The organism is Lysobacter oryzae DSM 21044 (assembly GCF_059568595.1).
Genome location: NZ_JCANTQ010000009.1, coordinates 156,672 through 182,636, shown reverse-complemented (window position 1 = coordinate 182,636; position 25,965 = coordinate 156,672). Strand labels below are relative to the sequence as shown.

The 25,965-nt window shown below is 68.4% G+C and carries 22 protein-coding genes and 1 tRNA gene; 13 read left to right on the top strand and 10 right to left on the bottom strand.

Annotated elements, in window-relative coordinates; all coding sequences use genetic code 11:
• Positions 1 to 94 precede the first annotated feature (94 nt).
• The 3 genes from acnD to prpF are packed head-to-tail and all read left to right on the top strand — an operon-like array spanning position 95 to position 4,416.
• A complete protein-coding gene (acnD, locus tag BP05_RS04540) occupies positions 95 to 2,707 on the top strand; it encodes a Fe/S-dependent 2-methylisocitrate dehydratase AcnD (protein WP_496360922.1) in 2,613 nt (870 codons plus the stop codon).
• Between the two features lie 38 nt (positions 2,708 to 2,745).
• The gene (locus BP05_RS04535) at positions 2,746 to 3,195 is read left to right on the top strand and encodes an SRPBCC family protein (protein ID WP_496360920.1); all 450 of its coding nucleotides are present in this window, start codon (positions 2,746 to 2,748) and stop codon (positions 3,193 to 3,195) included.
• Positions 3,196 to 3,228: 33 nt separating this feature from the next.
• On the top strand, positions 3,229 to 4,416 hold the full coding sequence (gene prpF, locus BP05_RS04530) for a 2-methylaconitate cis-trans isomerase PrpF (RefSeq protein WP_496360918.1): 1,188 nt from the start codon (positions 3,229 to 3,231) through the stop codon (positions 4,414 to 4,416).
• Positions 4,417 to 4,532: 116 nt separating this feature from the next.
• Here the strand turns inward: prpF and BP05_RS04525 are convergent, their stop codons facing one another.
• Positions 4,533 to 5,795 (bottom strand): acetyl-CoA C-acyltransferase, encoded by a 1,263-nt coding sequence (locus BP05_RS04525; RefSeq protein WP_496360916.1) that lies wholly within the window; start codon positions 5,793 to 5,795, stop codon positions 4,533 to 4,535.
• Between the two features lie 144 nt (positions 5,796 to 5,939).
• Here BP05_RS04525 and BP05_RS04520 point away from each other — a divergent pair, with 144 nt between their 5' ends.
• A complete protein-coding gene (locus BP05_RS04520; RefSeq protein WP_496360915.1) occupies positions 5,940 to 6,917 on the top strand; it encodes a YeeE/YedE thiosulfate transporter family protein in 978 nt (325 codons plus the stop codon).
• A 29-nt stretch (positions 6,918 to 6,946) separates the two neighbouring features.
• Here the strand turns inward: BP05_RS04520 and BP05_RS04515 are convergent, their stop codons facing one another.
• The 3 genes from BP05_RS04515 to BP05_RS04505 form a co-directional block, all read right to left on the bottom strand.
• Positions 6,947 to 7,399, bottom strand: coding sequence for a carboxymuconolactone decarboxylase family protein (locus BP05_RS04515; protein WP_496360913.1), 453 nt, complete (start codon positions 7,397 to 7,399; stop codon positions 6,947 to 6,949).
• Positions 7,400 to 7,472: 73 nt separating this feature from the next.
• On the bottom strand, positions 7,473 to 8,450 hold the full coding sequence (locus BP05_RS04510) for a carbon-nitrogen hydrolase family protein (protein WP_496360911.1): 978 nt from the start codon (positions 8,448 to 8,450) through the stop codon (positions 7,473 to 7,475).
• Positions 8,451 to 8,798: 348 nt separating this feature from the next.
• On the bottom strand, positions 8,799 to 9,164 hold the full coding sequence (locus BP05_RS04505; RefSeq protein WP_496360909.1) for a response regulator transcription factor: 366 nt from the start codon (positions 9,162 to 9,164) through the stop codon (positions 8,799 to 8,801).
• Positions 9,165 to 9,304: 140 nt separating this feature from the next.
• Between BP05_RS04505 and BP05_RS04500 the strand changes: the two genes are divergently transcribed.
• Positions 9,305 to 10,300, top strand: a complete 996-nt coding sequence (locus tag BP05_RS04500) for a response regulator (RefSeq protein ID WP_496360907.1) — start codon at positions 9,305 to 9,307, stop codon at positions 10,298 to 10,300.
• A 1-nt stretch (position 10,301) separates the two neighbouring features.
• Here the strand turns inward: BP05_RS04500 and BP05_RS04495 are convergent, their stop codons facing one another.
• A complete protein-coding gene (locus tag BP05_RS04495; protein ID WP_496360905.1) occupies positions 10,302 to 11,954 on the bottom strand; it encodes a PAS domain-containing sensor histidine kinase in 1,653 nt (550 codons plus the stop codon).
• Positions 11,955 to 12,185: 231 nt separating this feature from the next.
• Here BP05_RS04495 and BP05_RS04490 point away from each other — a divergent pair, with 231 nt between their 5' ends.
• The 4 genes from BP05_RS04490 to BP05_RS04475 all read left to right on the top strand — a co-directional run bounded on the left by BP05_RS04490 (position 12,186) and on the right by BP05_RS04475 (position 16,446).
• A complete protein-coding gene (locus BP05_RS04490) occupies positions 12,186 to 13,298 on the top strand; it encodes an HlyD family secretion protein (RefSeq protein ID WP_496360903.1) in 1,113 nt (370 codons plus the stop codon).
• On the top strand, positions 13,295 to 14,869 hold the full coding sequence (locus BP05_RS04485) for a DHA2 family efflux MFS transporter permease subunit (protein ID WP_496360901.1): 1,575 nt from the start codon (positions 13,295 to 13,297) through the stop codon (positions 14,867 to 14,869). The genes BP05_RS04490 and BP05_RS04485 overlap by 4 nt, the downstream gene beginning before the upstream one ends.
• 60 nt (positions 14,870 to 14,929) lie before the next feature.
• Positions 14,930 to 15,853 carry an alpha/beta fold hydrolase gene (locus tag BP05_RS04480; protein WP_496360899.1) on the top strand — a complete coding sequence of 308 codons (924 nt, stop codon included), beginning with the start codon at positions 14,930 to 14,932 and terminating at the stop codon, positions 15,851 to 15,853.
• 155 nt (positions 15,854 to 16,008) lie between these two features.
• A complete protein-coding gene (locus BP05_RS04475; protein WP_496360897.1) occupies positions 16,009 to 16,446 on the top strand; it encodes a hypothetical protein in 438 nt (145 codons plus the stop codon).
• A gap of 233 nt (positions 16,447 to 16,679) precedes the next feature.
• Here BP05_RS04475 and BP05_RS04470 read toward each other — a convergent pair.
• The 3 genes from BP05_RS04470 to dtd form a co-directional block, all read right to left on the bottom strand.
• Positions 16,680 to 16,755 (bottom strand) — tRNA-Ile (locus BP05_RS04470).
• Positions 16,756 to 16,879: 124 nt separating this feature from the next.
• On the bottom strand, positions 16,880 to 18,742 hold the full coding sequence (rpoD, locus tag BP05_RS04465) for an RNA polymerase sigma factor RpoD (RefSeq protein ID WP_496360895.1): 1,863 nt from the start codon (positions 18,740 to 18,742) through the stop codon (positions 16,880 to 16,882).
• Positions 18,743 to 18,884: 142 nt separating this feature from the next.
• Entirely contained in the window at positions 18,885 to 19,325 is a 441-nt protein-coding gene (gene dtd, locus BP05_RS04460) for a D-aminoacyl-tRNA deacylase (protein WP_496360893.1), read from the bottom strand.
• Between the two features lie 104 nt (positions 19,326 to 19,429).
• Between dtd and BP05_RS04455 the strand changes: the two genes are divergently transcribed.
• From BP05_RS04455 to BP05_RS04445, 3 genes are read left to right on the top strand one after another with little or no spacing between them, the layout of a single operon-like run.
• Positions 19,430 to 20,359 (top strand): lauroyl acyltransferase, encoded by a 930-nt coding sequence (locus BP05_RS04455; protein ID WP_496360891.1) that lies wholly within the window; start codon positions 19,430 to 19,432, stop codon positions 20,357 to 20,359.
• A complete protein-coding gene (locus BP05_RS04450; protein WP_496360889.1) occupies positions 20,356 to 20,853 on the top strand; it encodes a PH domain-containing protein in 498 nt (165 codons plus the stop codon). Before BP05_RS04455 ends, BP05_RS04450 begins: the two co-directional genes overlap by 4 nt.
• Positions 20,840 to 22,336 (top strand): PH domain-containing protein, encoded by a 1,497-nt coding sequence (locus BP05_RS04445; RefSeq protein ID WP_496360887.1) that lies wholly within the window; start codon positions 20,840 to 20,842, stop codon positions 22,334 to 22,336. The genes BP05_RS04450 and BP05_RS04445 overlap by 14 nt, the downstream gene beginning before the upstream one ends.
• Before the next feature lie 25 nt (positions 22,337 to 22,361).
• Here the strand turns inward: BP05_RS04445 and BP05_RS04440 are convergent, their stop codons facing one another.
• Complete coding sequence (locus BP05_RS04440; protein WP_496361512.1) at positions 22,362 to 23,414, bottom strand: CDP-glycerol glycerophosphotransferase family protein; 1,053 nt, start codon at positions 23,412 to 23,414, stop codon at positions 22,362 to 22,364.
• 52 nt (positions 23,415 to 23,466) lie between these two features.
• On the opposite strand from BP05_RS04440, the gene BP05_RS04435 reads away from it, so the two are divergent.
• Positions 23,467 to 24,219: a glycosyltransferase family 2 protein gene (locus BP05_RS04435; RefSeq protein ID WP_496361510.1), complete on the top strand. Its 753-nt coding sequence runs from the start codon at positions 23,467 to 23,469 to the stop codon at positions 24,217 to 24,219.
• A gap of 24 nt (positions 24,220 to 24,243) precedes the next feature.
• Here BP05_RS04435 and BP05_RS04430 read toward each other — a convergent pair whose 3' ends face one another.
• Positions 24,244 to 25,947 carry an ArnT family glycosyltransferase gene (locus BP05_RS04430; protein WP_496360885.1) on the bottom strand — a complete coding sequence of 568 codons (1,704 nt, stop codon included), beginning with the start codon at positions 25,945 to 25,947 and terminating at the stop codon, positions 24,244 to 24,246.
• Positions 25,948 to 25,965 lie beyond the last annotated feature (18 nt).

The following is a 25,965-nucleotide window of genomic DNA, read 5'->3' as shown; positions in this document are numbered from 1 at the left end:
CAGCTTCCGTCCCTCCCGGGTCTCCGCGTCGTGGCACGCCCACCGCGCTGACGCCGTCGCCCCGCGCGATCCCGCCCTGACTGCAGCCAACGCCATGAATTCCCAGCACCGCAAGCCGCTCCCCGGTACCCAGCTCGACTACTTCGACGCGCGCGCCGCGATCGAAGCCCTGTCTCCCGGCGCCTGGGACACGCTGCCGTACACCTCGCGCGTGCATGCGGAGAACCTGGTGCGTCGCGCCGAGCCGGCGATGCTCGATGCGTACCTGACCCAGCTGATCGAGCGCCGCCGCGACCAGGACTTCCCCTGGTTCCCGGCGCGCGTGGTGTGCCATGACATCCTCGGCCAGACCGCGCTGGTCGATCTGGCCGGCCTGCGCGATGCGATCGCGGAAAGGGGCGGCGATCCGGCGCAGATCAACCCGGTGGTGCCGACGCAGCTGATCGTCGACCATTCGCTCGCGGTGGAGGCGCCGGGCTTCGACAAGAACGCGTTCGCCAAGAATCGCGCGATCGAGGACCGCCGCAACGAAGACCGTTTCCACTTCATCGACTGGACCCGGAAGGCGTTCAAGAACGTCGACGTGATCCCGCCGGGCAACGGGATCATGCACCAGATCAACCTGGAGAAGATGTCGCCGGTGATCCACGACGACCATGGCGTCGCCTATCCGGACACCTGCGTCGGCACCGACAGCCACACGCCGCACGTCGATGCGCTGGGCGTGATCGCGGTCGGCGTGGGCGGCCTGGAAGCGGAGAACGTGATGCTCGGCCGCGCCTCGTGGATGCGCCTGCCCGAGATCGTCGGCGTCGAGCTCACCGGCAAGCCTGCGCCGGGCATCACCGCCACCGACATCGTGCTGGCGCTGACCGAGTTCCTGCGCCAGTCGAAGGTCGTCGGCGCCTACCTGGAATTCCGCGGCGAAGGCGCCGCCGCGCTGACCCTCGGCGACCGCGCCACGATCTCCAACATGGCGCCCGAATACGGCGCGACCGCGGCGATGTTCTTCATCGACGACAAGACCATCGACTACCTGCGCCTGACCGGCCGCGACGACGCGCAGGTCAAGCTGGTCGAGACCTACGCCAGGCACACCGGCCTGTGGGCCGATGCGCTGAAGAACGCCCGGTACGAGCGCACGCTGGCCTTCGACCTGGCGACCGTGGTGCGCAACATGGCCGGCCCGTCCAACCCGCACAAGCGCCTGCCGACCTCCGCGCTGGCCGAGCGCGGCATCGCCGGCAATCTCGACGCCGCGCGCGCCCAGGAGGCCGAAGGCCTGATGCCCGACGGCGCGGTGATCATCGCCGCGATCACCAGCTGCACCAACACCAGCAACCCGCGCAACGTGATCGCCGCCGGCCTGCTCGCGCGCAATGCCAACGCGCGCGGCCTGACCCGCAAGCCGTGGGTGAAGACTTCGCTCGCGCCCGGCTCCAAGGCCGTGCAGTTGTACCTGGAAGAAGCCAGGTTGCTGCCGGAGCTGGAGCAGCTCGGCTTCGGCATCGTCGCCTTCGCCTGCACCACCTGCAACGGCATGAGCGGCGCGCTGGATCCGGCGATCCAGCAGGAAGTGATCGCGCGCGACCTGTACGCCACCGCGGTGCTGTCGGGCAACCGCAACTTCGACGGCCGCATCCATCCGTACGCGAAGCAGGCCTTCCTGGCCTCGCCGCCGCTGGTGGTGGCCTATGCGATCGCCGGCACGGTGCGCTTCGACATCGAGAAGGACGCGCTCGGCTTCGACGCCGGTGGCAATGCGATCACGTTGAAGGACATCTGGCCGAGCGACGAGGAGATCGACGCGATCGTCGCGTCCAGCGTGAAGCCCGAGCATTTCCGTCGCGTCTACGATCCGATGTTCAAGGTCCGCGTCGAAACCGGCGAACAGGTCAGCCCGCTGTACGACTGGCGCCCGCAGAGCACCTACATCCGCCGCCCGCCGTACTGGGAAGGCGCGCTCGCCGGAGAACGCACGCTCGCGGGCATGCGCCCGCTCGCCGTGCTCGGCGACAACATCACCACCGACCACCTGTCGCCGTCGAACGCGATCATGCTCGACAGCGCCGCCGGCGAGTACCTGGCGAAGATGGGCCTGCCGGAAGAGGACTTCAACTCCTACGCCACCCACCGCGGCGACCATCTCACCGCGCAGCGCGCGACCTTCGCCAACCCGAAGCTGCTCAATGAAATGGTGCGCAACGCCGACGGCAGCGTGCGACAGGGTTCGCTCGCACGGATCGAACCGGAAGGCCGGGTCACGCGCATGTGGGAGGCGATCGAGACCTACATGGATCGCGGCCAGCCGCTGATCATCATCGCCGGCGCCGACTACGGCCAGGGCTCCTCGCGCGACTGGGCCGCCAAGGGCGTGCGCCTGGCCGGCGTGGAAGCGATCGTGGCCGAGGGCTTCGAGCGGATCCACCGCACCAACCTGATCGGCATGGGCGTGCTGCCGCTGGAATTCCTGCCGGGCACCGACCGCACGACGCTGGGGATCGATGGCACCGAGACCTTCGACGTCGTCGGTGCGCGCACGCCACGCGCGACGCTCACGCTGGTGATCCACCGCCGCAACGGCGATCGCGTCGAAGTGCCGGTGACCTGCCGCCTCGACACCGCCGAGGAGGTGTCGATCTACGACGCCGGCGGCGTGCTGCAACGCTTCGCCAACGATTTCCTCGAGTCGGCGCAGGCCGCCTGAGACAGTACGTCTTCCACCCAGCGCAAGGAGCCCGCGACATGCCCGGAACCGTCACCCTGCACCGCGTCCTCAAGGCGCCCGCCGAGCGCATCTACCGCGCCTTCCTCGATGCCGACGCGATGGCGAAGTGGCTGCCGCCGCACGGCTTCACCGGCAAGGTGCATGCAATGGACGCACGCGTGGGTGGCACATACCGCATGTCGTTCACCAACTTCGGCACCGGCAGCAGCCATGCGTTCGGCGGCACCTACCTGGAACTCGTCCCGAACGAGAAGCTGCGCTACAACGACCGCTTCGACGATCCCTCGCTGCCCGGCGAGATGGACACGACGGTCACGCTCAAGCCGGTGATGACGGGCACCGAACTGCAGGTGGTCCAGCAGGGCATCCCCGACGCGATCCCGGTCGAGTTCTGCTACCTGGGCTGGCAGGAATCGCTGGCCCTGCTCGCGCAGCTGGTCGAGCCGAACATTCCCGACAATCCCTGATCGTCCCCACCGCTGCTTCCGCACGAGAACACCATGAGCCACGGCCCGCAACTCCGCATCCCCGCCACCTACATGCGCGGCGGCACCAGCAAGGGCGTGTTCTTCCGCCTGGAGGACCTGCCCGCCGCGGCGCAGGTGCCGGGGCCGGCGCGTGATGCGTTGCTGATGCGGGTGATCGGCTCGCCCGACCCCTACGGCAAGCACACCGATGGCATGGGTGGCGCGACCTCGAGCACCAGCAAGTGCGTGATCATCTCCAAGTCGGCGACCCCGGACCACGATGTCGATTACCTCTACGGCCAGGTGTCGATCGACAGCGCGTTCGTCGACTGGAGCGGCAACTGCGGCAACCTGAGCGCGGCCGTGGGTCCGTTCGCCATCGCCAACGGCCTGGTCAACATCCGCCACGTGCCGCAGGACGGCATCGCCAGCGTTCGCATCTGGCAGGCCAACATCGGCAAGACCATCGTCGCGCACGTGCCGATGAGCAATGGCGAGGTGCAGGAAACCGGCGACTTCGAACTCGACGGCGTGACCTTCCCGGCGGCGGAGATCCAGTTGGAATTCCTCCATCCCTCCGACGAGGGCGAAGGCGGCGGCGCGATGTTCCCGACCGGCAACCTCGTCGACGATCTCGACGTGCCCGGCGTGGGCACGTTCAAGGCGACCCTGATCAACGCCGGCATTCCCACCATCTTCCTCAATGCCGCGGACCTGGGTTACAGCGGCACCGAGCTGCAGGGCGCGATCAACGACGACAAGGCCGCGCTGGCGAAGTTCGAGGCGATCCGCGCGCACGGCGCGGTGCGGATGGGCCTGATCGCCAGGCCCGAGGACGCGGCCACGCGCCAGCACACGCCGAAGGTCGCCTTCGTCGCGCCCGCGCAGGACTACGTGTCCTCCAGCGGCAAGCGCATCGCCGCGAGCGACATGGACCTGCACGTGCGCGCGCTGTCGATGGGCAAGCTGCACCACGCGATGATGGGCACCGCCGCGGTCGCGATCGGTACCGCGGCATCGATTCCCGGCACGCTGGTGAACCTCGCCGCCGGCGGTGGCGAGCCCGAAGCCGTCCGCTTCGGCCACCCGTCCGGCACGCTGCGCGTCGGCGCGCAGGCGCGCCAGGTCAATGGCGAGTGGCACGTCACCAAGGCGATCATGAGTCGCAGCGCGCGCGTGCTGATGGAAGGCTGGGTGCGCGTGCCGGACGACACGTTCTGACCCGCCAAGCTCGCCAGGATGATTCGACGAGCCAGGATTTGCATCCCGCTGGAATCACTCTTCGCGCGGACGGTCGGGTCGAGTCCGGCTTGGATCGACAGGACAAACCATCCGGCTCAGGGCCGACGCAGTAGCGCGACCGTGCCGTGTCCACCATCGGCGCAGATGCTGACAACCGCGTGCGAACCCGACCGCATCGGCCACAGCTCCTTCACCGCCTGGCTCAGGTCGCGCGCGCCCGTCGCGGCAAACGGGTGGCCGAGGGCCACCGAGCCGCCGTTGGGATTGATCCGGTCCCAGGGGAACGGGCCGAAATCAAACTCCACGCCGGCTCTTGCGCGCGTCCAGCCTGGCTTCTCGAGCGCGGCGATGTTGGCCAGCACCTGGGCCGCGAACGCCTCGTGGATCTCCCACAGTTCGACGTCGGCATAGCGCAGGCCATTGCGGGCGAGCAGGCCCGCGATGGCGAAGCTTGGGGCCATCAGCAGTCCATCGACCGCATGGTCGACGGCGCTGATTTCATAGTCCATCAATTGCGCGTGCGGCGTGCCGCCGGGCAATCTCGACAGCCCTGCCTCGGTCGCGATCCAGCAGGCCGCGGCACCGTCGGTAATCGGAGAACTGTTGCCGGCCGTGATCGTTCCCCTGCCCGTCCTGTCGAAGGCGGGCATCAGTGCAGCGAGTTTCCCAGCAGACGTGTCGGGTCGCGGATTGGCATCGCGAGCGATCCCGGGAAGGGGAAGGACAAGATCGTCGAAGAAGCCGCGCTCCCAGCCCGCCACGGCGCGCTGATGGCTCTGGAGCGCCCAGTCATCCTGGGCTTCCCTGCCGATCGACCACGCCTGCGCGGTTTCCTCCATGTGGTCACCCATCGACCTGCCCGTGATGCGATTGACCCAGCCCTTGGCCGGCAGCACCAGGTCATCGGCCGTCAGCTCCCGTAGCGCCGCAAGGCCGGTGAGCGGATTCTCCCGGTACAGGTCTGCAATCCGCCTGGAAGCTGCGTCCTTCAATCCGACGGTCGGCTTGCTCATCACTTCCGACCCGCCCACCAGCGCGAGCTCGGCATTGCCGCCAAGCATTCCCGCGGCAGCGAACGCCGCGAGCATGCTGGTCGCGCAGGCGAGCACCGTCGAGAACGCGGGCACGGTCGGATCGAGCGCGGCGTCGAGCCAGATCTCGCGGCCGATGTTGCTCCAGCCCAATCCCGGGATCACCGTTCCCCAGACGAACACGTCAGGACGCGCGGAGGCCGCCAGGGCCTTGACGAGCGGTACCGACACGCTGATGGCATCATGGCCTGCGAGCGCGCCACCGCCGCGGGCAAAGGGCGTCCGCAATCCGGACGCGACGTGGATGGGTTGAGGAAAGCGTTGCATGGGCATCTCCGACAGGCGGTGCAGCGTGGTTCGGGCCGAGGGCCCGTGCGGCATGTTCGTCTTCCCGAGCGGGAAGAGACGCTATACGTGAATATGATCTGCATTCCGTAGGGGCTGATTGACAACCGGTATCCACGCCTTCTGGTGCGCACCATCGACTGGTCGGATTCAGTGTCGAACACGAGCTTCATGATCGGCTTGGCCGCGATCGGCGTCTGGGGTTATGCGACCCAACGCGGAGGCGCCTGTGCGGTGGCGTCGATCGTGGAAGTCGTGACCGAGCGTCGCCTGGGGCGATTGCTGGCACTGGTGGAATCCTCGCTGGTGGTCGCGGCCGGCCTGGTGCTGTTGAACCGCGCGGGCCTGTTGCCGGCGGTGCCTCGCGGCTATTCCGCCAGTGCAATGACCGTTGCCGGAGGCGTGGTGTTCGGCCTCGGCGCCTTCTTGAATCGTTCCTGCGCCATCGGAACCATCGCGCGGATCGGATCGGGCCAAGTCGCTTACGTGGCGACCCTGGTCGGTTACTTCCTCGGCTGCCTGCTGATGTCGCGGTGGTTCCAGCCAGTGCGCCTTGCGGGCGAGCCATCTCTCGTCGCCACGACCTGGACTCTGCCCGTGGTGATTGGCCTGGGCGTCGCGCTGCGATTGTTCACCGGTGGCTTGTCCGCGTGGAAATCGGGTTCAGGACGGCCACTGCCCTACACCTGGCCCCCGCATGTGGCGACCACTATCGCCGCCGTGGCGTTTCTTGTGGTTCTTCTCACCGCGGGCGGATGGACCTATTCCGGTGCCCTTGCCGCCCTGGCCAGGGGCGAGACATTCGATGCGACGCATGAAGCCTCGCTCTTCGCGGCGCTGCTTGCGGGTGCGGTGGCCGGGGGATGGACCAGCGGACTCAGGCCGCGGAAGCCGCGCGTGGCCAAGGTGGGACGCTGCTTCTGCGGCGGAGGCATGATGGGAATCGGCGCCACGCTTATCCCGGGCGGCACCGATGGGCTGACGCTGGTCGGAATGCCATTGCTCTGGCCCTACGCCTGGCTCGCCTTCGTGACCATGTGCATCACGATCTACGTCGCGGTGAAGGTGTCGCTCCCCTCATCCACCACGCCGGCGCGCTCCTAGATGCCGGTGGCTCGGCTCGAGCGCAGCGGTCACGGTGCGACCGGATAGCGACTGGGGATGGCAATCCGGTTCCAGGCGTTGATGACGACGGCGAGCCATTCGACTGCGGCGATCTCCTCGTCCGACAGCACCGCGGTGGCCATGGCGTAAACGGCGTCGGGCACCTGTCCATCGGAAATCAGGGTCACCGCTTCGACCAGGGCGATGGCGGCGCGCTCTTTCCCGCTGAAGTATTGCGTTTCCTGCCATGCCGGCAGGACGCTGATGCGATCGCTGGACTCGCCGCTGGCCAGGGCATCGCGGGTGTGCAGCCTGACGCAGTAGGCGCACTGGTTGATCTGGGAGGCCCGCAGCCGCAGCAGGTGCACGAAGCCCTCGGCCAGCCCCGCGGAGGCAGCAAGCTCGCTTGCGGAGCGGTCAAGGTTGGCAATGCCCTGGTACAGCTGGGGCGCGGCTTTGGAAAGGTTGACGCGATTGTTCATGGATGGAATCTCTTGGGGTGACCCGGGCAAGGGCTTGGCGAATCAGGGAGCGTGGCGCTGCACGTGCCGTGCCTTACAGCGTTTCCAGGCTGCGGACGGGCTCGAAGGACGGACGCGTTGCACGCTCATGCATGTGCGCCGTCGGCGTGCGGTCGATCAGGAGGCCGAGCAGTTCCGGCCGGTTGTAGTGACCCGCCGAGTCCATCAGCAGCTTGCGCCGGTCGATGGCCGCGAAATCAAGGTCGGCGATGACTTCGCCTTCGCCCGTGCGCAGGGGTTCGCCCAGGAGCATGCCGTCGGGCGTGACGATCGCGGTGAAACAGCCGCCGGAAATCGCCCCGATCTCGCAACCGGTGTCCTGCATGATCCGCGCCTGCTGGTCGGCATCCAGCCACGCCGTCGCGTTCACGACGAAACAACCGGACTCGAGGGCGTGCTGGCGGATATTGAGTTCCATCCGCTGCGCGAAACCTTCGCCGAAGGCCGAGCCCGGATACATGGCCGCATGGATCTGCTCGCCGTCGGCGATCAATGCATAGCGCGCGAGCGGGTTGTTGTGCTCGAAGCACGCCAGTTGCCCGATCCGTCCGACCTTGCTGTCGACCGCGCGCAGGCCCGAGCCGTCGCCCTGCCCCCAGATCATGCGCTCGAAGTGCGTGGGCGTGATCTTGCGCCGGCGCTGGATCAGGGTGCCGTCGGCATCGAACAGCAACTGCGTGTTGTAGATCGTGCCGCCATCGCGTTCGTTGACGCCGATGGAGACGACCATCCCTGCCTCGCGCGCCGCCTCGGCGATGGCATCGGTCGCCGCGGAGGGCACCGTCACCGCCTGCTCGAGCAGCCGCAGGTGTTCGCTGCCGGAGAGGATCTGCAGCGGCGTCTGCACTGCGGAAAAATACGGGTAGTAGGGAACGACCGTTTCCGGGAAGACGGCGAACTGCACGCCCTTGCTGCCCAGCTCGCGGATCTTGCGCACCACCTTTTCGATGGTGCCCTCGCGGCTGTAGAGCACCGGGGCGATCTGGACGGCAGCGGCTTTGATGGTTGTCATGTGGGGATCCGATGGTGTCGACGCCGTCATGCGCATCGGCTCGGGCCGACGAGGGATTCGACCGGCCGCCGGCTGGCGAGGCGTAGTTGTGCGGAGTGGGACCGGCGCTGTTGCTGCCGGCTTCCCCCAAGGAGCGGGGGCTGGCGTCAGGGCAACCAGCCCCCGCCGGCAGACTCACTGCCGGTGGCATCGCGTTTTGGGGGAAGGGGCCGCGCTGCCACGGAGCCATCATCCCGTCGGCGCTCGCGCGTCACCATCAGACCGCGGGATGCACGACATCATCCGTTGATATGAGCGGCGCGCCGCGCGTGGCCGGCAAACCAGGCGACGCGCAGGCACGCCACCACCTCAGGAAGGCCGCATGACCGCGCGCAGGATGTCGGCCAGCGCGTCGCACGCGAACGGCTTGCGCAGCACCACCTTGGTATTGGCTGGCAGCGCGGGCAGGCGCTCGCCGGCACGGGCCGTCATCAGGACGACGGGGAGATGGATGTCGCGTTCGGCGAGCCAACCCGCCAGCGCCGGGCCATCCATGCCCGGCATCTGCACATCGCTGACCAGGCAGCCGTACTTGCCTGCCTGGAAGCTCTGGATGAACTGCTCCGCCGAGTCGAAGCCCATGGCCGCATGTCCGTGGGACCGCAGCAGCATCACGATCGCCTCGCGGACGGACCGGTCGTCATCGACCACGGCGATGGGCAGGCTGGAAGGCACCGGGCGCTCGTTCGCGGATATGCGCCATCTTCGCCATGCGACAGCACGCTTGCCATTGTACGGAGGTATGGGTTTTGCCCCTCCGCCGGCCGCACGCGGGGCGCGTATGATCTCCGGCCAGAGTCACGCCGGCATTCGCGATGAGCACGGCATATCGCTTTGGTCCGTTCACGGTGCTTCCCGAGGATCGCCTGTTGCTGCGGTCGGGACGGCCGGTGCGTGTTGGCAGCCATCCGTTCGACATCCTCCTGGTCCTGTGCCGGCACGCCGGAGACGCCGTCTCCAAGGAAACCTTGGCCGCCGCAATCTGGGGTGACCAGGCCGGACCGGAAGGCAACCTGCGCCTGCACATGACCGCCTTGCGGAAGGCGCTCGACGACGGCCACGCGGGCCATCGCTATATCGCCGACATACCGCTGCGCGGCTACGCGCTGGTGACCCCGGTCACCGCCGTCCAGGAAGTGACGCACTCCGGCTTCGAGGAATCCGTCCGCGCACAGGATCCCGCGGCTGCCGCCTCGTCGCTGGTGCACATCATCGACGACGATCCGGGCGTGCGGAGCGCCCTCGATACCCTGCTGCGCTCGGTGGGCATGCAGACGCGCACCTACGGCGATGCAGCCGCGTTCCTGTCGGCGCAGCGGCCGGACATTCCTTCGTGCATCGTGCTCGACATCCGGATGCCCGGGATGAGCGGCCTGGATTTCCAAGCCCAGCTCAACCAGCACCAGGTCCAGCTGCCGATCGTCTTCATGACCGGATTCGGCGACATCGCGATGTCGGTCAAGGCGATGAAGGCCGGTGCCGTGGATTTCCTCACCAAGCCGTTCCGCGACCAGGACATGCTGGATGCGATCACCCGCGCGATCGAAGTGGACCGGGTGGGCCGCGCCGAGCAGCAGGACGATGCGAGCCTGCGGCTGCGCTATTCGCACCTGAGCCCGCGCGAGCGCGAGGTCATGGCCCAGGTGGTCATGGGCAGGATGAACAAGCAGATCGCGGCCGACCTCGGCCTCAGCGAGATCACGGTCAAGATCCACCGCGGCAATGCGATGCGAAAGATGGGCGCACGCTCGCTGGCCGCGCTGGTCAAGATGGCGTCCGCACTGCGCCTGGAAGGCGCCGGCTCGCGCTAGGTCAGTTGCCAGGCTGCGGAGCGGATGCCGGCAACCGGAGCAGGAAGCGCGCGCCGCCCAGTTCCGAGGCGTTGTCGGCGGTGAGCTGGCCGCCGTGCGCTTCGACGATGCTGCGGCTGATGGCCAGGCCCATGCCCAGGCCATCGGCCTTGGTCGTGAAGAAGCTGTCGAACAGATTGGGCAGGTCGCCCTCCGCGATGCCCGGCCCGCTGTCTTCCAGCGAGCACTGCAGCGCCCCGTCGCCCGCACGCCACGCACGAATCCTGAGGATGCGCCGCAGGCTGTCGCCCGCCATCGCCTGGACCGCATTCAGCACGAGGTTCACCAGCACCTGCTGCAACTGCGTGCGATCGCCCGCGATTGCGGGAAGCGTCTCATCCAGCGCCAGCCGCACGGTCACGTTGTGGGCCTTGAACTCGTGCTGGAGGAAGGCGGTGGACTCGCGCACGACGTCGGCGAACTCCAGCGGCTTCAGCTCCGGCTCGCGGCGCGTGGCCATGGCGCGGATGTTGCGGATGATCTGCGCCGCGCGTTCGGCATCGGCCACGATCCGTTGCAGCAGCGTCAATGTTTCCCGCAGCTCGGGCTGCGGCCGGTCGATCCAGCGGATGCCCGCGCCGCCGTTGGCGATGATCGCCGCCAGCGGCTGGTTGATCTCGTGCGCGATCGACGCGACCAGTTCGCCGAGCAGCGAAACCCGGGCCGCGTGCGCGAGTTCCGCTTGCACGCGTCGCAGCCGCTCCTGCGCCCGCGTACGTTCGGTGACATCGATCAGCCCGATGATGCTGGCGTTCAAGCGGTCGGGCGGTCCCGGACGCGCAGCGGTGAACAACGCATCGACCAGGCGGCCGTCGAGCGTGCGGAAGCGCGCCTCTTCCTGGAAGACGGCCTCGCCACGGAAGCGCGCCTCCATGGCGCGGCGAAAGGTGCCCGGACTCTCGTCCCAGTACCGGGTCGTGCCGCGCAGCTGGTCGGCATCGCGCGCGCCGTACAGCTGCACCGCGTACTGGTTGACCTCCTCCACGCGCAACGCATCCATCAGCCGCTCGAGGAACCCGGGATGCGCATCCAGGTATTGGCCGAGGTCGGTCACGCCCTGCGACCGCAGTTGCTTGAATGTGTCCGCGACCGCGCTGGCGTCGAGCTGCCACAGGGCGATGGGCATGTACTGGAACAGGTGCTCGTAGCGTTCCTTGGCCTGTCGCAGCACTTCGGTGGTACGCATCCGGTCGGAAACGTCGAGGAGTCCGACGACCACCCTGCCTTCCCTGACCTCGCGCGGATTGAGGCAGGCGCTGACCAGGACGTCGATGCGCGCGCCCGATGCCGACTGCAGGCGCGCTTCGCCCGAGAACCCGCGCCGGCCTTCGTTCGCGGCGACGATGGCCTCGGCCAGCACCGGCAGGCTTTCCTCGGCCAGGACCTGCGCGAGCGTGCCCGGCGCCTGCACGCTTCGTCCCAGGAGCACGGCTGCCTGTGCGTTGGCGCGCGCGATCGGCATCGCGCGCGCGAGCTCGTGCACGAACCCGGGGCGGCTGGCCAAATGCCGGCGCACTTCGTCGGCATCGCGCATGCCGAGCGTGGCAAGCAGCGGCACCGCGGCCGAAACATCCAGCTCCAGGATCGCCACCTGCATGGCGCGGGCCAGGCGCATGTAGCGCCTCAGGAGCCCACGGATCTGCCGGTCGCGGGAAGGTCCCCGCCGAGCCTCGCGCATGGCCCCTCCGGTCGCGACGTCAGGCCGGGAAGTGTACGCCCGGCGCTCGCGCGCACCGCGCGTCGCGCACCTATACGCAGGGATGAGCCGGCGCATGCCACGGCCTGATGGGCGTTGCCCGGGCATCGGCCGAGCATGCACGCAGTACTCATCAGGGTGAGCTGCGTCATGACCAACCTTTCCGCCATCGGCAACGTCCCCGAGCTCGAATCCGCCCCCAGGCGCCCGTGGCTGCGGCGCCGCACGCTGCTCTGGAGCGGCCTCGCCGCGCTCGCATTCATCGGTGGCGGCGCTTACGCGGCCCATTGGTGGACGCATGGCCGCTTCGTCGAGGAAACCGATGACGCCTACGTCGGCGGCGACGTCACCGTCATCGCGCCCCGGGTCGCCGGGTACATCGCGGAGCTCGCGGTCCACGACAACCAGCGCGTGCGCAAGGGCGACCTGCTGTTCCGCATCGACGACCGCGACTTCCGCGCCGCGCTGGCCAAGGCCGAAGGCGCCGTTGCCGCGCAGGAAGCGCTGCTCGCCAACCTCGACGCCACCGAGCGCCTGCAGCAGGCCGTGATCCACCAGGCGCGCGCCAGCGTCAGCGCCGCGGCGGCCGAAACGGCGCGCTCCCGCAACGACCAGGCACGTTATGCCGCGCTTGCCGCGCAACGGCTGGTGTCCGCCGAAAGCGCCGAGCGCGTGGATGCCGATTACCGCACCGCGCTCGCCAACGCCGACCACGCCGTGGCGGGCGTGGTCGCCGCGCAGCGCCAGAGCGAAGTGATCTGGACGCAGCGGCGGCAGGCGGAGGCCGCGCTCGCCCAGGCCAAGGCCGACCGCGAAACGGCGCGCCTTCTGCTCAGCTATGCCGAAGTGCACGCGCCGGTCGATGGCGTGGTCGGCAATCGTCGCGCCCGCCTCGGAGCCTACGCCGCTGCCGGCGGCCAGTTGCTGGCCATCGTCCCTTCGCGCGGGTTGTGGGTGGACGCCAATTTCAAGGAGGACCAGCTCGCCCGCATGCGCGAAGGCGCATCCGTCGAGGTCCGCGCCGACGTACTGCCCGGCAAGGTCTTCCAAGGCCATCTCGCCAGCCTCGCGCCGGCCACGGGTGCCCAGTTCAGCGTGTTGCCGCCCGAGAACGCCACCGGCAATTTCACCAAGATCGTGCAGCGCGTGCCCGTGCGCATCCTGCTCGAGTCGAAGGATGGGACGCTCGGGATGCTGCGCCCGGGACTGTCGGTGGTGGCGGAAGTGGACACCCATCCGGCCCGTCAGGCGGGTGCGCCGTGAGCCGCCAGGCCGACACCGTCGCGCCGCCGAGCCCGGCGTCGCTGCCGACGCTGCACAAGATCCTCGCGTTCGGCACGATGGGCCTGGGCATGTTCATCGCCCTGCTCGACATCCAGATCGTGTCGGCCTCGCTGAAGGACATCGGGGGCGGCCTGTCCGCCGGCGTCGACGAAACCGCATGGGTGCAGACCAGCTACCTGATCGCCGAGATCGTCGTCATTCCGCTGTCGGGCTGGCTGTCGCGGCTGATGTCGACGCGCTGGCTGTTCTTGGCCTCCGCGGTCGGGTTCACGTTGGCCAGCCTGCTCTGCGCCTTCGCGTGGAACATCGAAAGCATGATCGCGTTCCGGGCGCTGCAGGGGTTCCTCGGCGGCTCGATGATCCCGACCGTCTTCACCGCCGCCTTCATCTTCTTCGATGCCAAGCAGCGGGTGGTCGCGGCCTCCACGCTCGGCGTGCTCGCATCGCTCGCGCCGACGCTCGGTCCGACGCTCGGCGGCTGGATCACCGATCATTTCTCCTGGCACTGGCTGTTCCTGATCAACCTGGTGCCGGGCATCTTCGTCGCGGTGGTGGTGCCGATGCTGGTGAAGATCGACAAACCGGACCTGTCCCTTCTGCGTGGTGCGGACTACGTCGGCATGGTGCTGCTGGCGCTGTTCCTGGGCTGCCTCGAGTACACGCTCGAGGAAGGACCGCGCCTTGGCTGGTTCAGCGATGCGACGATCACCACCACCGGGTGGATCGCGGCGCTGTCCGGCATCGCCTTCATCGCGCGCACGCTCAGCTACGCGCAACCCCTGGTGGACCTGCGCGCGCTGCGGGATCGCACCTTTGCCCTGGGTTGCTTCTTCTCGTTCGTCACCGGCCTCGGCCTCTTTTCCACGATCTACCTGACCCCGCTGTTTCTCGCCCGGGTGCGCGGGTACAGCGCGTTGCAGATCGGCGAAGCGGTCTTCTCGACCGGAATCTTCCAGATCCTCACCGTCCCCGTGTATTCGTGGCTGGCGAGACGCTACGACCTGCGCTGGATCCTGATGGCCGGCCTGAGCCTGTTCGCCGTGTCGATGTGGGAGTTCGCGCCGATCACCCACGACTGGGGGGCCTCGCAGCTGCTGCTACCGCAGGCGCTGCGCGGCGTGGCGCAGCAACTGTCGGTGGCGCCGACGGTGACGCTGAGCCTGGGCAGCCTCGCCCCGGCGCGCCTGAAGCTCGCCTCGGGCCTGTTCAACCTGATGCGCAACCTGGGTGGCGCGATCGGCATCGCGGTGTGCGCCACCCTGCTCAACGACCGGACCAACCTGCATTTCTTCCGCTTGGCGGAACATCTCACCTACGCGAACGATGCGACCGCCGACTTCCTCGCCAATGCTTCCCATCGCTTCGGCAGCGTCGCGCAGGAGCCGGGTTTGCGCCTGCTGTGGCAGATGACCCTCCGCGAAGCGCAAACCCTCGCGTATTCCGACACTTTCCTGGTCGTCATGGCCTGCATGGCGGTAACGGCCGCCATGGTGCCGCTGATGCGAAAGGCGGGCGCGCCAAGTGCCGGCAGCGCGGCCGAAGCGCACTGACCCGATGCAACGGGCGGCACTGTCCGCCGATCCCCCAACTTCTACTGCAAGGCCACTGACATGTCCGACGCCAACACACCTCCCCATGCCCTCGCTTCTTCCGTCGTCAACGCGGACGTAGGCGCCCCCAGGATCGACATCGGTTTCCTTGAAGCGGGTGGCCTCACGCTCAGGCGGATGCTGGTGCGCGGACCGCGATCGAAGGGCACGGTGCTCCTGCTGCACGGCTTTCCCGAGAGCGTGCATGCCTGGAAGGACATCGCGCTGTCGCTCGGTCGCGACCACGAGGTCCACGCGTTCGACTGGCCGGGCTTCGGTTTCTCCTCGCGTCCCGATGCGGACGCATTCCCGTATTCGCCAAGGGACTATGCGCGCGTCCTGGCTGCGTACATCGACGCTGCCGGCATCGACAGGACGACGCTGACCATCTACGCAACCGACATCGGCGCGCTGCCGACCCTGCTGCTTGCCCTCGAGCGGCCAGACGTCGCCAGGGCTCTCATCGTCGGTGACTTCGCGCCGTTCGACCGGCCCGAGCTGATGTCACCGAACCTGCAGGCGCTCAAGGCCGAGCCGTCAGCGGAAGCGGTGCGGACCCGGATGAACGCGAACGCCGACGAGATCATCCAGAACACCTTCACCCGAGGCCTGCCGGACGACGCCCGCTATGAGGTATCCGATGAATTGAGGGATGACATAACGCGCGCCTGGAACCACGGCGCGATGACCTCCGTGGATGCCTTCGCCCACTACTACCGCCAGTTCTCGCGCGACCAGCAGTACCTCGAAGCCAACATCGGCAGGCTCAAGGCGCCGGTCAAGGTCGTGTGGGGAGAGAAGGATCTCTACATCAGCAGGGACATGGGCATCGAATTCGCCGCCAAGGCCAGGGCGCCGCTCACGGTGCTCTCGGGGATCGGCCATTACCCGCACCTCCAGGCGCCGGACGCGGCGATCGCCGAGATCCGCGCCAGCTTCGATTGAGCTCGCAGTCGATCGAGTCACCCGGCGCGCGCGGTTCCATCACTACCGGCTTTGCGAACGCTCGCGTGAGCGCCAACGGGTCCCGGATTGCGCCACTTCTGGTTCGCCGGGCACGAAGCCGATTCTGCGCCCCCCCAATCCATTGGATCCCAACGATGAAATTCACCGACACCGCACCCACCCTGCCGCGCCCGGCGGGCCCGCCGCCTTGGCTTGGCAACATCGCGCCGGACGCCACGCTGGAAGGCGCCGTGCTGAGGCACGCCGTCCATGGCAGGGACAACATCCTCGCCCTCATCTCGCATGCCCGCACCCTCTACGAATTCCAGGACTACACCCACTACGGGCACCTGGGCAGCGAGTTCTTCCTGGAAGCGTACCGGTCAAGCATCAACGGCGTTCCGGTGGAGTGCTCGGTGCTCGTGCATCTCAACGAAAACGGCGAAGCGGACTCGCTATTGATCCACCACTACCCACTCGATGCCACCGTGGAGTTTTCACGTCTCATGGGCGAGAAGTTCGGCGAGCAGTTCCCGGGGTTGTACCTCGACGCCACGGAAGCCGCGAGCCTGGCGAAAGCCGCGGATCGGTGATCGATCGCAACCGGGCCAGTGGACGCCGACGCGCACGATGCGATTGATGGCAACCAAGGCTCGGCGCACTGGAAGCCGTTCCGCCACAAGGGCTTTGCATCGAGCGCATGACACGCGCCTGGACCGCAACGTCACGGCACCGGCAACGAGGCTGCTTGCAGCGCGCGCAATGCCAGGTCGCGCTAGGAGTCAACTTGGGCGAGCCTTGGCCCGGCGATGGAGCACGACCAATCTGGTGGGCCCACCAGGACTCGAACCTGGAACCAAAGGATTATGAGTCCTCTGCTCTAACCATTGAGCTATAGGCCCGCCGCCACGCGATTATGGAGTCACTGCGGGGAAACAAGAAACCGGGCGACGCACGGAAACGCGGGCCCCGGAACGACGAAGCCCCGCAACCAGGCGGGGCTTCGCGTTTCACGTTGGGCCGGACTCAGTCGATGTCTAGGAACGAACGCAGCTGTTCCGAACGGCTCGGATGGCGCAGCTTGCGCAGTGCCTTCGCCTCGATCTGGCGGATGCGCTCGCGGGTGACGTCGAACTGCTTGCCGACTTCCTCGAGGGTGTGGTCGGTGTTCATGTCGATGCCGAAGCGCATGCGCAGGACCTTGGCTTCCCGCGGCGTCAGGCCGGCGAGCACTTCGCGCACGGTTTCCGACAGGTTGATGTTGGTCGTCGCATCCACCGGGGACTCCACGTTGGTGTCCTCGATGAAGTCGCCCAGGTGCGAATCCTCGTCGTCGCCGATCGGCGTCTCCATGGAGATCGGCTCCTTCGCGATCTTCATGACCTTGCGGATCTTGTCCTCGGGCATGTCCATTTCCTTGGCCAGCTCCTCCGGCGTGGCCTCGCGGCCGTACTGCTGGAGCATCTGGCGGGAAATGCGGTTGAGCTTGTTGATCGTCTCGATCATGTGCACCGGGATGCGGATGGTGCGCGCCTGGTCGGCGATCGAGCGGGTGATCGCCTGGCGGATCCACCAGGTCGCATAGGTCGAGAACTTGTAGCCGCGGCGGTACTCGAACTTGTCGACCGCCTTCATCAGGCCGATGTTGCCTTCCTGGATCAGGTCGAGGAACTGCAGGCCGCGGTTGGTGTACTTCTTGGCGATCGAGATCACCAGGCGCAGGTTGGCCTCGACCATTTCCTTCTTGGCCTTGCGCGCCTTGGCTTCGCCGTAGGCCATCGCGCGGCTGATGTCCTTGATGTCGGCCAGGCTCAGGAAGTTCGCCTGTTCGATGGCGATGGTGGCTTCCTGCTCGGAAACGATCTGGTCCTTGACGTCGCGCAGGCCCGAAGACCACTTCTGCTTGCGCTTGAGCACGTCGTCGACCCAGGCCAGGTTGGTCTGGTTGCCTTCCCATGCGCGGATGAAGTCCTTGCGCGGCATCTTGGCGACGCGCGTGGACAGGTCGAGGATGCGGCGCTCGTGTTCCTTGATCTTGTTCTGCACGTCGCGCAGGTTCTTCACCAGCGTGTCGGTCAGGCCCAGCGGAAGCTTGAGCGTGACGAAGACTTCCGCCATCTCCTCGCGCGCCTTGACCACGGTCTTGTGGCCGGCGCCGTGCTTGGCGTAGGCCTTCTCGAAACGGCCCCAGGCGTCGGCGATCTTGCCGATGCGCACGGCGACTTCGGCCGGATCCGGACCGGTCGGGCCTTCCTCGGCGGCTTCTTCGTCGCCACCGGCGACTTCGACGTCCTCATCCTCCTCGTCCGCATCGACTTCTGCGGCGGCCACGACCGGGACCGGCTCGGGTTCCGGCTCGGCATCGAGGAAGCCCACGACGATCTCGGCCAGGCGCTTCTTGCCGGTCTTGTGGATTTCGTAGTCGCCGAGGATCTGCTGGATCGTGGCCGGGAACGAGGCGAGCGCGGCCTGCATCTGGTTCAGGCCTTCCTCGATGCGCTTGGCGATGGCGATTTCGCCTTCGCGCGTCAGCAGCTCGACCGTGCCCATCTCGCGCATGTACATGCGCACCGGGTCGGTGGTGCGGCCGCCTTCGCCATCGAGCGCAGTCAGCGCGGCGGCAGCTTCTTCGGCGGCGGTTTCGTCGACATCACGGCCGCCCGGGCTGGCTTCGCCGGCGAGCAGCAGGGTTTCGGCGTCGGGCGCAACTTCGTGCACCTCGATGCCCATGCCGTTGATCATGCCGATGATGTCTTCGATCTGCTCCGCATCGACCATGTCGTCGGGGAGGTGATCGTTGACTTCGGCGTAGGTCAGGTAGCCCTGCTCCAGGCCCTTGCTGATCAGCTGCTTGATGTCGGACTGGGGCGCCGGACGTTCGTTGGCCATGGAGTGGACACCAGGAGGGGTACTAAGGGAACCAAGCATTATACCGCGCAGCGGCAGGCTTGGCTTGCGAAACTGGTCAACGCGCCGCTGCGCGCCCGCAGGCCACGGGCGCGATGCCGGCCTGGAGGTTCGGCGACGGGACCTACGCCTTGAGCAGGAAGGTCACCGGGCCGTCGTTGACCAGGCTGATCACCATATGGGCGCCGAAGCGGCCGGTTTCCACCCCCGGCGCGTGCTGTTGCCGGCACGTTGCCAGCAGGCGGTTGAACACGGGTTCAGCCAGTTCCGGCGGCGCGGCCGTGGAGAAGCCGGGCCGCATGCCGCTGCGGGTGTCCGCCGCCAAGGTGAACTGGCTGACCAGCAGCAGCCCGCCGCCGGTGTCGGCCAGTCCCAGGTTCATGCGTCCCTGCCCGTCGGCGAAGACGCGGTAGCCGAGCAGGCGCTCGGCCATGCGCGTGACCTGCGCGTCGCCATCGCCGGGCTCGACGCCGACCAGGGCCAGCAGGCCGGGACCGATCGCGCCCACGGTTTCGCCATCGACGCTGACGCGGGCTTCGGTGACGCGCTGGATCAGGGCAAGCATGCGAGCGCCGGGGAAATCGGGACGGGGCATCGTAAGAGCAACGCGGCCGCGGCGACACGACCACGCCTTGGGGACATGGTGACGGACGCTACACTCGCCTCCCAATGGCCGACCTCCTCGCCCGCCTCGCCTACTTCCTCGCCGCCCTGCTCACCCGCCTGCCCTGGCCCTGGCTGCTGCGCCTGGGCGACGGCATCGCGGCGCTGATGCTGCGCCGGAACACGCGCGAGGCCCGCGTCGCCCGCCGCAACCTCGAGCTCATTGACCCGGCCGCATCGCCCGCCCAGCGCGAGGACATGCAGCAGCGCGTCGTGCGCACCACCGCGCGCCAGGCGATCGAAACGATGCGGCTGTGGACCCGGCCGCACGCAGAGAACCTCGCGCTCATTCGCGAGCACCACGGCGTGGATCTGTTCGACGCGGCGATCCGCGCCGGGCGGGGGGTGATCGTCGCCGCACCGCATTACGGCAACTGGGAACTGTTGAACCAGTGGCTGGCCGCACACACGCCGCTGGCGATCCTGTATGCGCCACCCGAATCCGCGATCGGCGACGCCTTCCTGCGTCGGGTGCGCGCCGATGACGCCCACGCGCAGCGCGTGACCCAGGTTCGCGCCGAAGGCCCCGGCGTGCGCCAACTGTTCAAGCTGCTCAAGGACGGCGGCGTGGTGGGCATCCTGCCCGACCAGCAGCCCAAGCAGGGCGATGGCGAATTCGCGCCGTTCTTCGGCGTGCCCGCACTGACCATGACCCTGCTCGGCCGGCTCGCGCATCGCACCGGCGCGGCGGTGGTGTTCGCCTATTGCGAACGCATCGACAGTGGCCGCCACGGTGCGCCCGCGTTCGCGCTGCGCATCGAAGCCGCGCCGGAAGGAGTGGACGATGCCGATCCGGTGGCGGCGGTGGCGGCACTCAACGCGGGGCTGGAGCGCATCGCCCGGCGCGATCCATCGCAGTACCAATGGACCTACAAGCGCTACACGCTGCGGCCTTCGGGCAGCGGCTACGACAATCCGTACCGGGGGATCCGTTGAGCATCGAGGAAGGCACGTCCGCGCGCGCAGCCACCCCCGGCTGGCAGCCACTGCCGGCGCGGGCCCGCCCCCTGTTTGCGATCTCGCGCGTCGGTCTTGCGATACCAGCCGCCGTGGCGGGCTTCGTGCTCTTGGAAGCGCTCGACCGCCCCGGCCTCGCCGGCGCAGCGGGCGCCGGCGTGCTGGTGGCGATGCTGGGACTGTGGCTCGGCGTCCGCCAGTTCCGCCACATCGCTTGGCGCCTCGACGACGAAGGCCTGGCCATCCGTCGCGGCCGGATGTTCCAGCGCGAGACCCGCGTCCCCGCGACGCGCGTGCAGCATCTCGACCTGAAGCGGGGTCCCTGGCAACGCCGGCGCGGGCTCGCGACCCTGGTCGTGCACACCGCCGGCACGCGCCACAGCGCGGTCACGCTGCCGCACCTGGATGCGGACGATGCCGAACGCCTGCGCGATGTCCTGGGCCGGCAGGTCGACCGCGATGACGACGAGTGACCCCGTAGCCACTGCGGCCGCCGCGCAGGCCGACCATCGCCTGCACCCGATGTCGTGGTTGTTCGTGCTGCTGCAGCAGCTCAAGCAGTTCATCTTCCCGCTGGTCGCGGCGTTCTTCTTCGGCGGCGACCGCAATGAGCTGTGGCCGTTGATCGGCGTCGGCGTGCTCGCCCTGCTGGCGGTGTGGCGTTACTTCACCTACCGCTACGGCGTGGCGGGCGACGCGCTGGTGGTGCGCAGCGGCGTGCTCGAGCGCAGCGTGCGCGTGATTCCCTTCGCCCGCATCCACAACGTCGCGCTGCAGCAGTCGGTGCTGCACCGGATCTTCGGCGTGGCCGAAGTCCGGCTGGAATCGGCCGGTGGGCAGAAGCCCGAGGCCGAGATGCGCGTGCTCAAGCTGGGCGACGCGCTGGCGCTGGAGGCGCTGGTGCGTCGACGTGGCGCGGCGTCCGAGGCCACCGCCGTGGCCACGCCGGAGTCGGCGCGGTTGCTGACGCTGTCGCCCGGCGAGGTCATGCGGCTTGGCTTGGTGTCCAATCGCGGCCTGATCGTGCTCGGCGCGGCGATCGGTGGCCTCTCGCAGTTCAGCCCGCGCCTGTTGCCCAACCTGATGGAGCGCTGGGGCAACTGGGTCTTCGGCTGGATCTCGCACAACGGCGCGCAGCATCCGGCGTCGACCGCGCTTGCCGGGATCACCCTGGCGCTGCTGGCACTCGCGCTGCTGCGCGCGTTCTCGATCCTGCTGGCGCTGTTGCAGTACTACGGCTTCAGCCTGAGCGAAAGCGGACGGCGGCTGACCGTGGAGCGCGGCCTGTTCGCACGCTGGCGCACCAGTGCGTCGCGCCGGCGCATCCAGGCATGGACGTTGCGCGAGGGCTTCATGCATCGCGTGCTCAAGCGACGCAGCCTGGAGGTGGACACCGCGGTCGCCGAGCAGCAGCACCAGCAGCGCTCGCTGCGCGAACTCGCCCCGGTCGCCACCCCCGCGGCCTGCGATGCCTTGATCGAACACCTGCTGCCGCGCGCCGCATGGGCACGGCTGGAATGGCGCGGCCTGGCACGCGCGTCATGGTGGCGCCTGGCGCTGCCCGCTGTACCGTTCGCGCTGTTGGGTAGCGCGATTGCGGCGTGGTGGCTGCAGGGGTGGGCATTGCTCGTGCTGCTGTGGCTGCCGTGGGCGGCCTACGTCGCCCATCGCCACATGCGCACGGCCGGTTACGCGATCAGCCGCGATCTGGTCGCCGTGCGCGAGGGCTGGTGGAGCCGGCATTGGCGCTTCGCCGAGATCGACAAGCTGCAGGTCGTGCAGCTCACGCGCAACCCGCTGGATCGCCGCTGCGGCACCGCGACGCTGTGGCTCGACACCGCCGGCGCCAGCGCGCTGGCGCCCCCGCTGCGCATCCGCTTCCTGCCGGACGCCGAAGCGCAGGCGTTGCATGCGCAACTGGCGCGCACGCTGGCGCGGCGACCGCTGCGCTGGTGAATTTCAGGGCACGGCGCAACCCGCGTTACGCACGCCAATAGCCCAGCTCGCGCCGGGTCTGCAGGCCACGCCACAGCGCCGCCAGCGGCTTGCGCGCCAGCGTCCCCAGATCACCGCGCAGCAACGCCTCGGTCGCAGCGAGGACCCGCTCGGACGAGCGGCCGTCCCGCCAGGGATGGATCGCGTCGGCATAGGCGGCCAACGCGGCCTGCAGCGCCGGCGTGGGCGCGAAGGCCTGGGCAAGCAGCTCCGGCAGGCGCGCGGGCTCGGAGAAATCCAGCATGTGCGGCTTGGGCGCGCGATTGCGGAAGGTCACCACCGGCTTGCGCTGCACCACGAACTCCGACACCACCGAGGTGGTGTCGGCGACCAGCACGTCCGCGGCGCGCTGCGCGGCCACCAGTTGTTCGGTTTCCACGAACGCGGCATTGGGGCCGGCCAGCGCGCGATAGCGCGCGACCAGCTCCGCCGGGCACTTGGGGTGCAGGGTCAGCAGCCAGTAGCGCTCGCCGCGGGCGATGTCCGCCGCGATGGCTTCATGGAGATGCGGCGCGGCGCTGAGGCGTTCGGTGAAGGTCGACGCGAACAGCGCCACCGGGCGCGCGCCCGCCGGCGCGCGCAGGACGGCCGCGCTGCCGTCGTCGTCGCGGAACAGCGGATCGAGCTTGGGCCAGCCGGTTTCGACCACGGCGAAGTGGCGCTCGCGCGCCGCCAGCGCCTGGAATGGCGCGGTGGTCGCCGGTCCCTGCGTGCAGTACAGGTCGAACAGGCCGCGCACGCGGAAATGCCCGCGCTCGTCCGAGCGCTTCTCGACGTTGAAGCCGTGGAACAGCTGCACCTTGGCGCCGTGAACGAAGGTCGGCACCCAGTTGGCCGCGCTGAAGATCGCGCGTGGCCGCAACGCCACTGCGCCGCGCACGTCCACGCTGCGCACCGCTCCGGCGAGGCGCGCGCCGGCGGCGCCGTCGACGAGCAGGGCATGCGCGCCATGGCCCGCGGCTTGCAGCGCATCCGCCAGCGGTTGCAGGATGGGCAGCGCATAGCGCTCGGTCGCGAACAACAGGTACTCCGCCATCAACGCTTCCTCATCCACTGCGACGCCGGCTTCGGGCACGAGTCCGGCCTGCCCGATTTCGGGCTGCATTATCACGTTCAACGAGGCCGACCGCATCGCCGACTGCATCGCCTCGCTGGCGTTCTGCGACGAGATCGTGGTGGTCGATTCGCATTCGACCGATGCCACCGTCGAGATCGCCCGGAAACTGGGCGCACGGGTGCTGTTGCGGCCGTTCGATGGGTTCCGCAGCCAGAAGCAGTTCGCGATCGACCAGGCCGCGCACGACTGGGTGCTGTGCCTGGATGCCGACGAGCGCGTCGACGAGCACCTGCGCGCCGCGATCGAAGCCGAGCGTGCGCGCGGATTCGACGGCGCCGCCGGCTTTCGCTTCGCGCGCCTGAGCGAGTACTTCGGCAAGTTCCTGCGCCACGGCAACGCCTATCCCGATCGCGTCCTGCGGTTGTTCGACCGCCGCCGCGGCGGCTGGCGCGGCACGCGCGAAGTGCATGAAGCGGCGAGCGTGGACGGTGCCGTCCGCACCTTGCGCGGCGACCTGGTCCATTACCCGTACCGTTCGCTCGAGCAGCAGCTGCAGAAGACCCAGCGCTACGCGCGGATGATGGCCGAGCACGACTTCGCCCGGGGCAAGCGCGCGACGCTGGGCAAGCTGATCGTGTCGCCGGCGTGGCGCTTCTGGCGCGGGTATCTTCTGCGCGGCGGCTTCCTCGACGGCTGGCACGGCCTGGTCTACGCCTATGTCCGCGCCAACTACGTGCGGCAGAAGACCATCATGCTGTGGCTGCTGCAGAACGGCCAAAAGCCCTAGCGCCGGCGGTCGGCGCCCGCGCCGTCAGCCGGATTCGTCGGTACCCGTTTCCAGTTCCTTGCCGCCCGGCACGCAGCCGGGAATGACCGCCGCCGCCGGCACCAGCCACCAGGCGCGCCGGTTCGAGCGGCCGGCGAACTCGGCCTTGCTGCGATCGACACACGTCGACAGCGCCGGCTCCTGCACCAGCAGCCAGCGTTGCGCCGGCGCCTGGCTCTGCCATTCGATGCCGTGGCGCAACTGCTCGCCCCACGGCATGCGGAACCCGAAGGTCGTGACCTTGCGCTGGGCCATCAGCAGGTTCTGTTCCTTCCACGCCACCAGGCCCAGCTGCGCCTGCGCCGGCAGGCGCCGGTCCACGGCGGTCATTAGGCCGCGCGCGGAGCTGGAGTCGTTGAGCAGCGGATAGACCAGCAGGCCGTACAGCACCCAGATCACGGTCAGCGTCGACAGCATCGCCGCAATCGGCCGGCGCCGCCCGAACCACAGCAGGCTGGCCCAGGCGCCGATGCCCATCGCCAGCAGCGACCAGGCGAACGGCGCCGAATCCGAACTCAAGCCACGGTCACCGATCAGCTTGTCCTCGAACCCGGGATGACCGAACAGCATCGCCAGCCCGGCGCCGGTCATCGCCACGGCGAATGCGGTGGCGAACAGCAGCGCGATGCGGCGCGGCCACGCCTTGCGCAGGATGCCCGGCAGCAACGGCGCGAACGCCAGGCACGCCATCGGCAACGCGGGCAGGATGTAGACGTCGCGCTTGCCATGCGGGATCGAGAAGAACAACACGATCAGCGCCCACCACACCAGCGGCAGCAGGTAGCGCGGATCGCGCCGTTGCAGCCGGCGCTTCCACGCGGGCAACGCCCATGGCAGCGCGAACACCAGCGGCAGCCACATCGAGAGCATCACCCCGAGGTGATACCACGCCGGCTGGTGATGGTCCCAGGAACGCGTGTAGCGCCCCGCGGTCTGGCGGAACAGGATGTCGTCGAGATAGGCGCGATAGGCCGGATCGGGATGGTGCAAGGCGCTCGTCACCATCGGCACCAGCCACAACGAGATCGCGACGAGGAAGGCCAATGGTCCCAGCAGCACGCGCCAGCGCCGCAGCGGGAACACCACGCCATTCCAGCCATGCATCGCCGCGAACGCGGCCGGCACCAGCATGATGAGCGCGAGCGCGCCCACGCCCTTGGTGATCGTGCCCATGCCCGCGGCGAACCAGCCGAGCATCCACATGCGCCAGTCGCCGCCGCGCAGCAGGTGCCGCAGCAGGCCGTAGTTGGCCAGGGTGATCCAGAACACCACGGTGGGATCGATCTGCGCCTTCTTCGCCTGGTAGGTGAAGTGCAGGGTGAACAGCAGCGCGTAACCGGCGTACAGGCCGACGCGACGCGTCCACAGGCGCTTGCCCAGGTCGGTCACGCACCACAGCGTGCCCAGCGCGGCGAGCAGCGACGGCAGCAGGAACGCGACGCGCCAGTTGCCGAACAGGGTGTAGGCCGTCGCCTGCAGCCACATGAAGAACGGCGGCTTGTCCGAGTACAACTCGGTGCCGCGATGCGGGAACAGCCAGTCGCCGCTTTCGATCATGTGCTTGGCGACGAGGGTGAAGCGCGGCTCGTCCGCGGGCCAGGGGTCGCGCAGGCCGAGGCCGGCGCCGAGCACCAGCAGGGCCAGGATCCAGAACAACCAGGTTTCGCGGGATTTGGCGGTCTTCAGCATGGCGCGGAATGATAGTGG

Coding starts and splice junctions, on each gene's coding strand:
- BP05_RS04500 (WP_496360907.1), top strand. CDS start 9,305: ATGAGCACGGCATATCGCTTTGGTCCGTTCACGGTGCTTCCCGAGGAT.
- BP05_RS04445 (WP_496360887.1), top strand. CDS start 20,840: ATGACGACGAGTGACCCCGTAGCCACTGCGGCCGCCGCGCAGGCCGAC.
- BP05_RS04535 (WP_496360920.1), top strand. CDS start 2,746: ATGCCCGGAACCGTCACCCTGCACCGCGTCCTCAAGGCGCCCGCCGAG.
- BP05_RS04430 (WP_496360885.1), bottom strand. CDS start 25,947: ATGCTGAAGACCGCCAAATCCCGCGAAACCTGGTTGTTCTGGATCCTG.
- BP05_RS04475 (WP_496360897.1), top strand. CDS start 16,009: ATGAAATTCACCGACACCGCACCCACCCTGCCGCGCCCGGCGGGCCCG.
- BP05_RS04510 (WP_496360911.1), bottom strand. CDS start 8,450: ATGACAACCATCAAAGCCGCTGCCGTCCAGATCGCCCCGGTGCTCTAC.
- prpF (WP_496360918.1), top strand. CDS start 3,229: ATGAGCCACGGCCCGCAACTCCGCATCCCCGCCACCTACATGCGCGGC.
- BP05_RS04480 (WP_496360899.1), top strand. CDS start 14,930: ATGTCCGACGCCAACACACCTCCCCATGCCCTCGCTTCTTCCGTCGTC.
- rpoD (WP_496360895.1), bottom strand. CDS start 18,742: ATGGCCAACGAACGTCCGGCGCCCCAGTCCGACATCAAGCAGCTGATC.
- dtd (WP_496360893.1), bottom strand. CDS start 19,325: ATGCTTGCCCTGATCCAGCGCGTCACCGAAGCCCGCGTCAGCGTCGAT.
- BP05_RS04490 (WP_496360903.1), top strand. CDS start 12,186: ATGACCAACCTTTCCGCCATCGGCAACGTCCCCGAGCTCGAATCCGCC.
- BP05_RS04515 (WP_496360913.1), bottom strand. CDS start 7,399: ATGAACAATCGCGTCAACCTTTCCAAAGCCGCGCCCCAGCTGTACCAG.
- BP05_RS04455 (WP_496360891.1), top strand. CDS start 19,430: ATGGCCGACCTCCTCGCCCGCCTCGCCTACTTCCTCGCCGCCCTGCTC.
- BP05_RS04495 (WP_496360905.1), bottom strand. CDS start 11,954: ATGCGCCTGGCCCGCGCCATGCAGGTGGCGATCCTGGAGCTGGATGTT.
- BP05_RS04525 (WP_496360916.1), bottom strand. CDS start 5,795: ATGCAACGCTTTCCTCAACCCATCCACGTCGCGTCCGGATTGCGGACG.
- acnD (WP_496360922.1), top strand. CDS start 95: ATGAATTCCCAGCACCGCAAGCCGCTCCCCGGTACCCAGCTCGACTAC.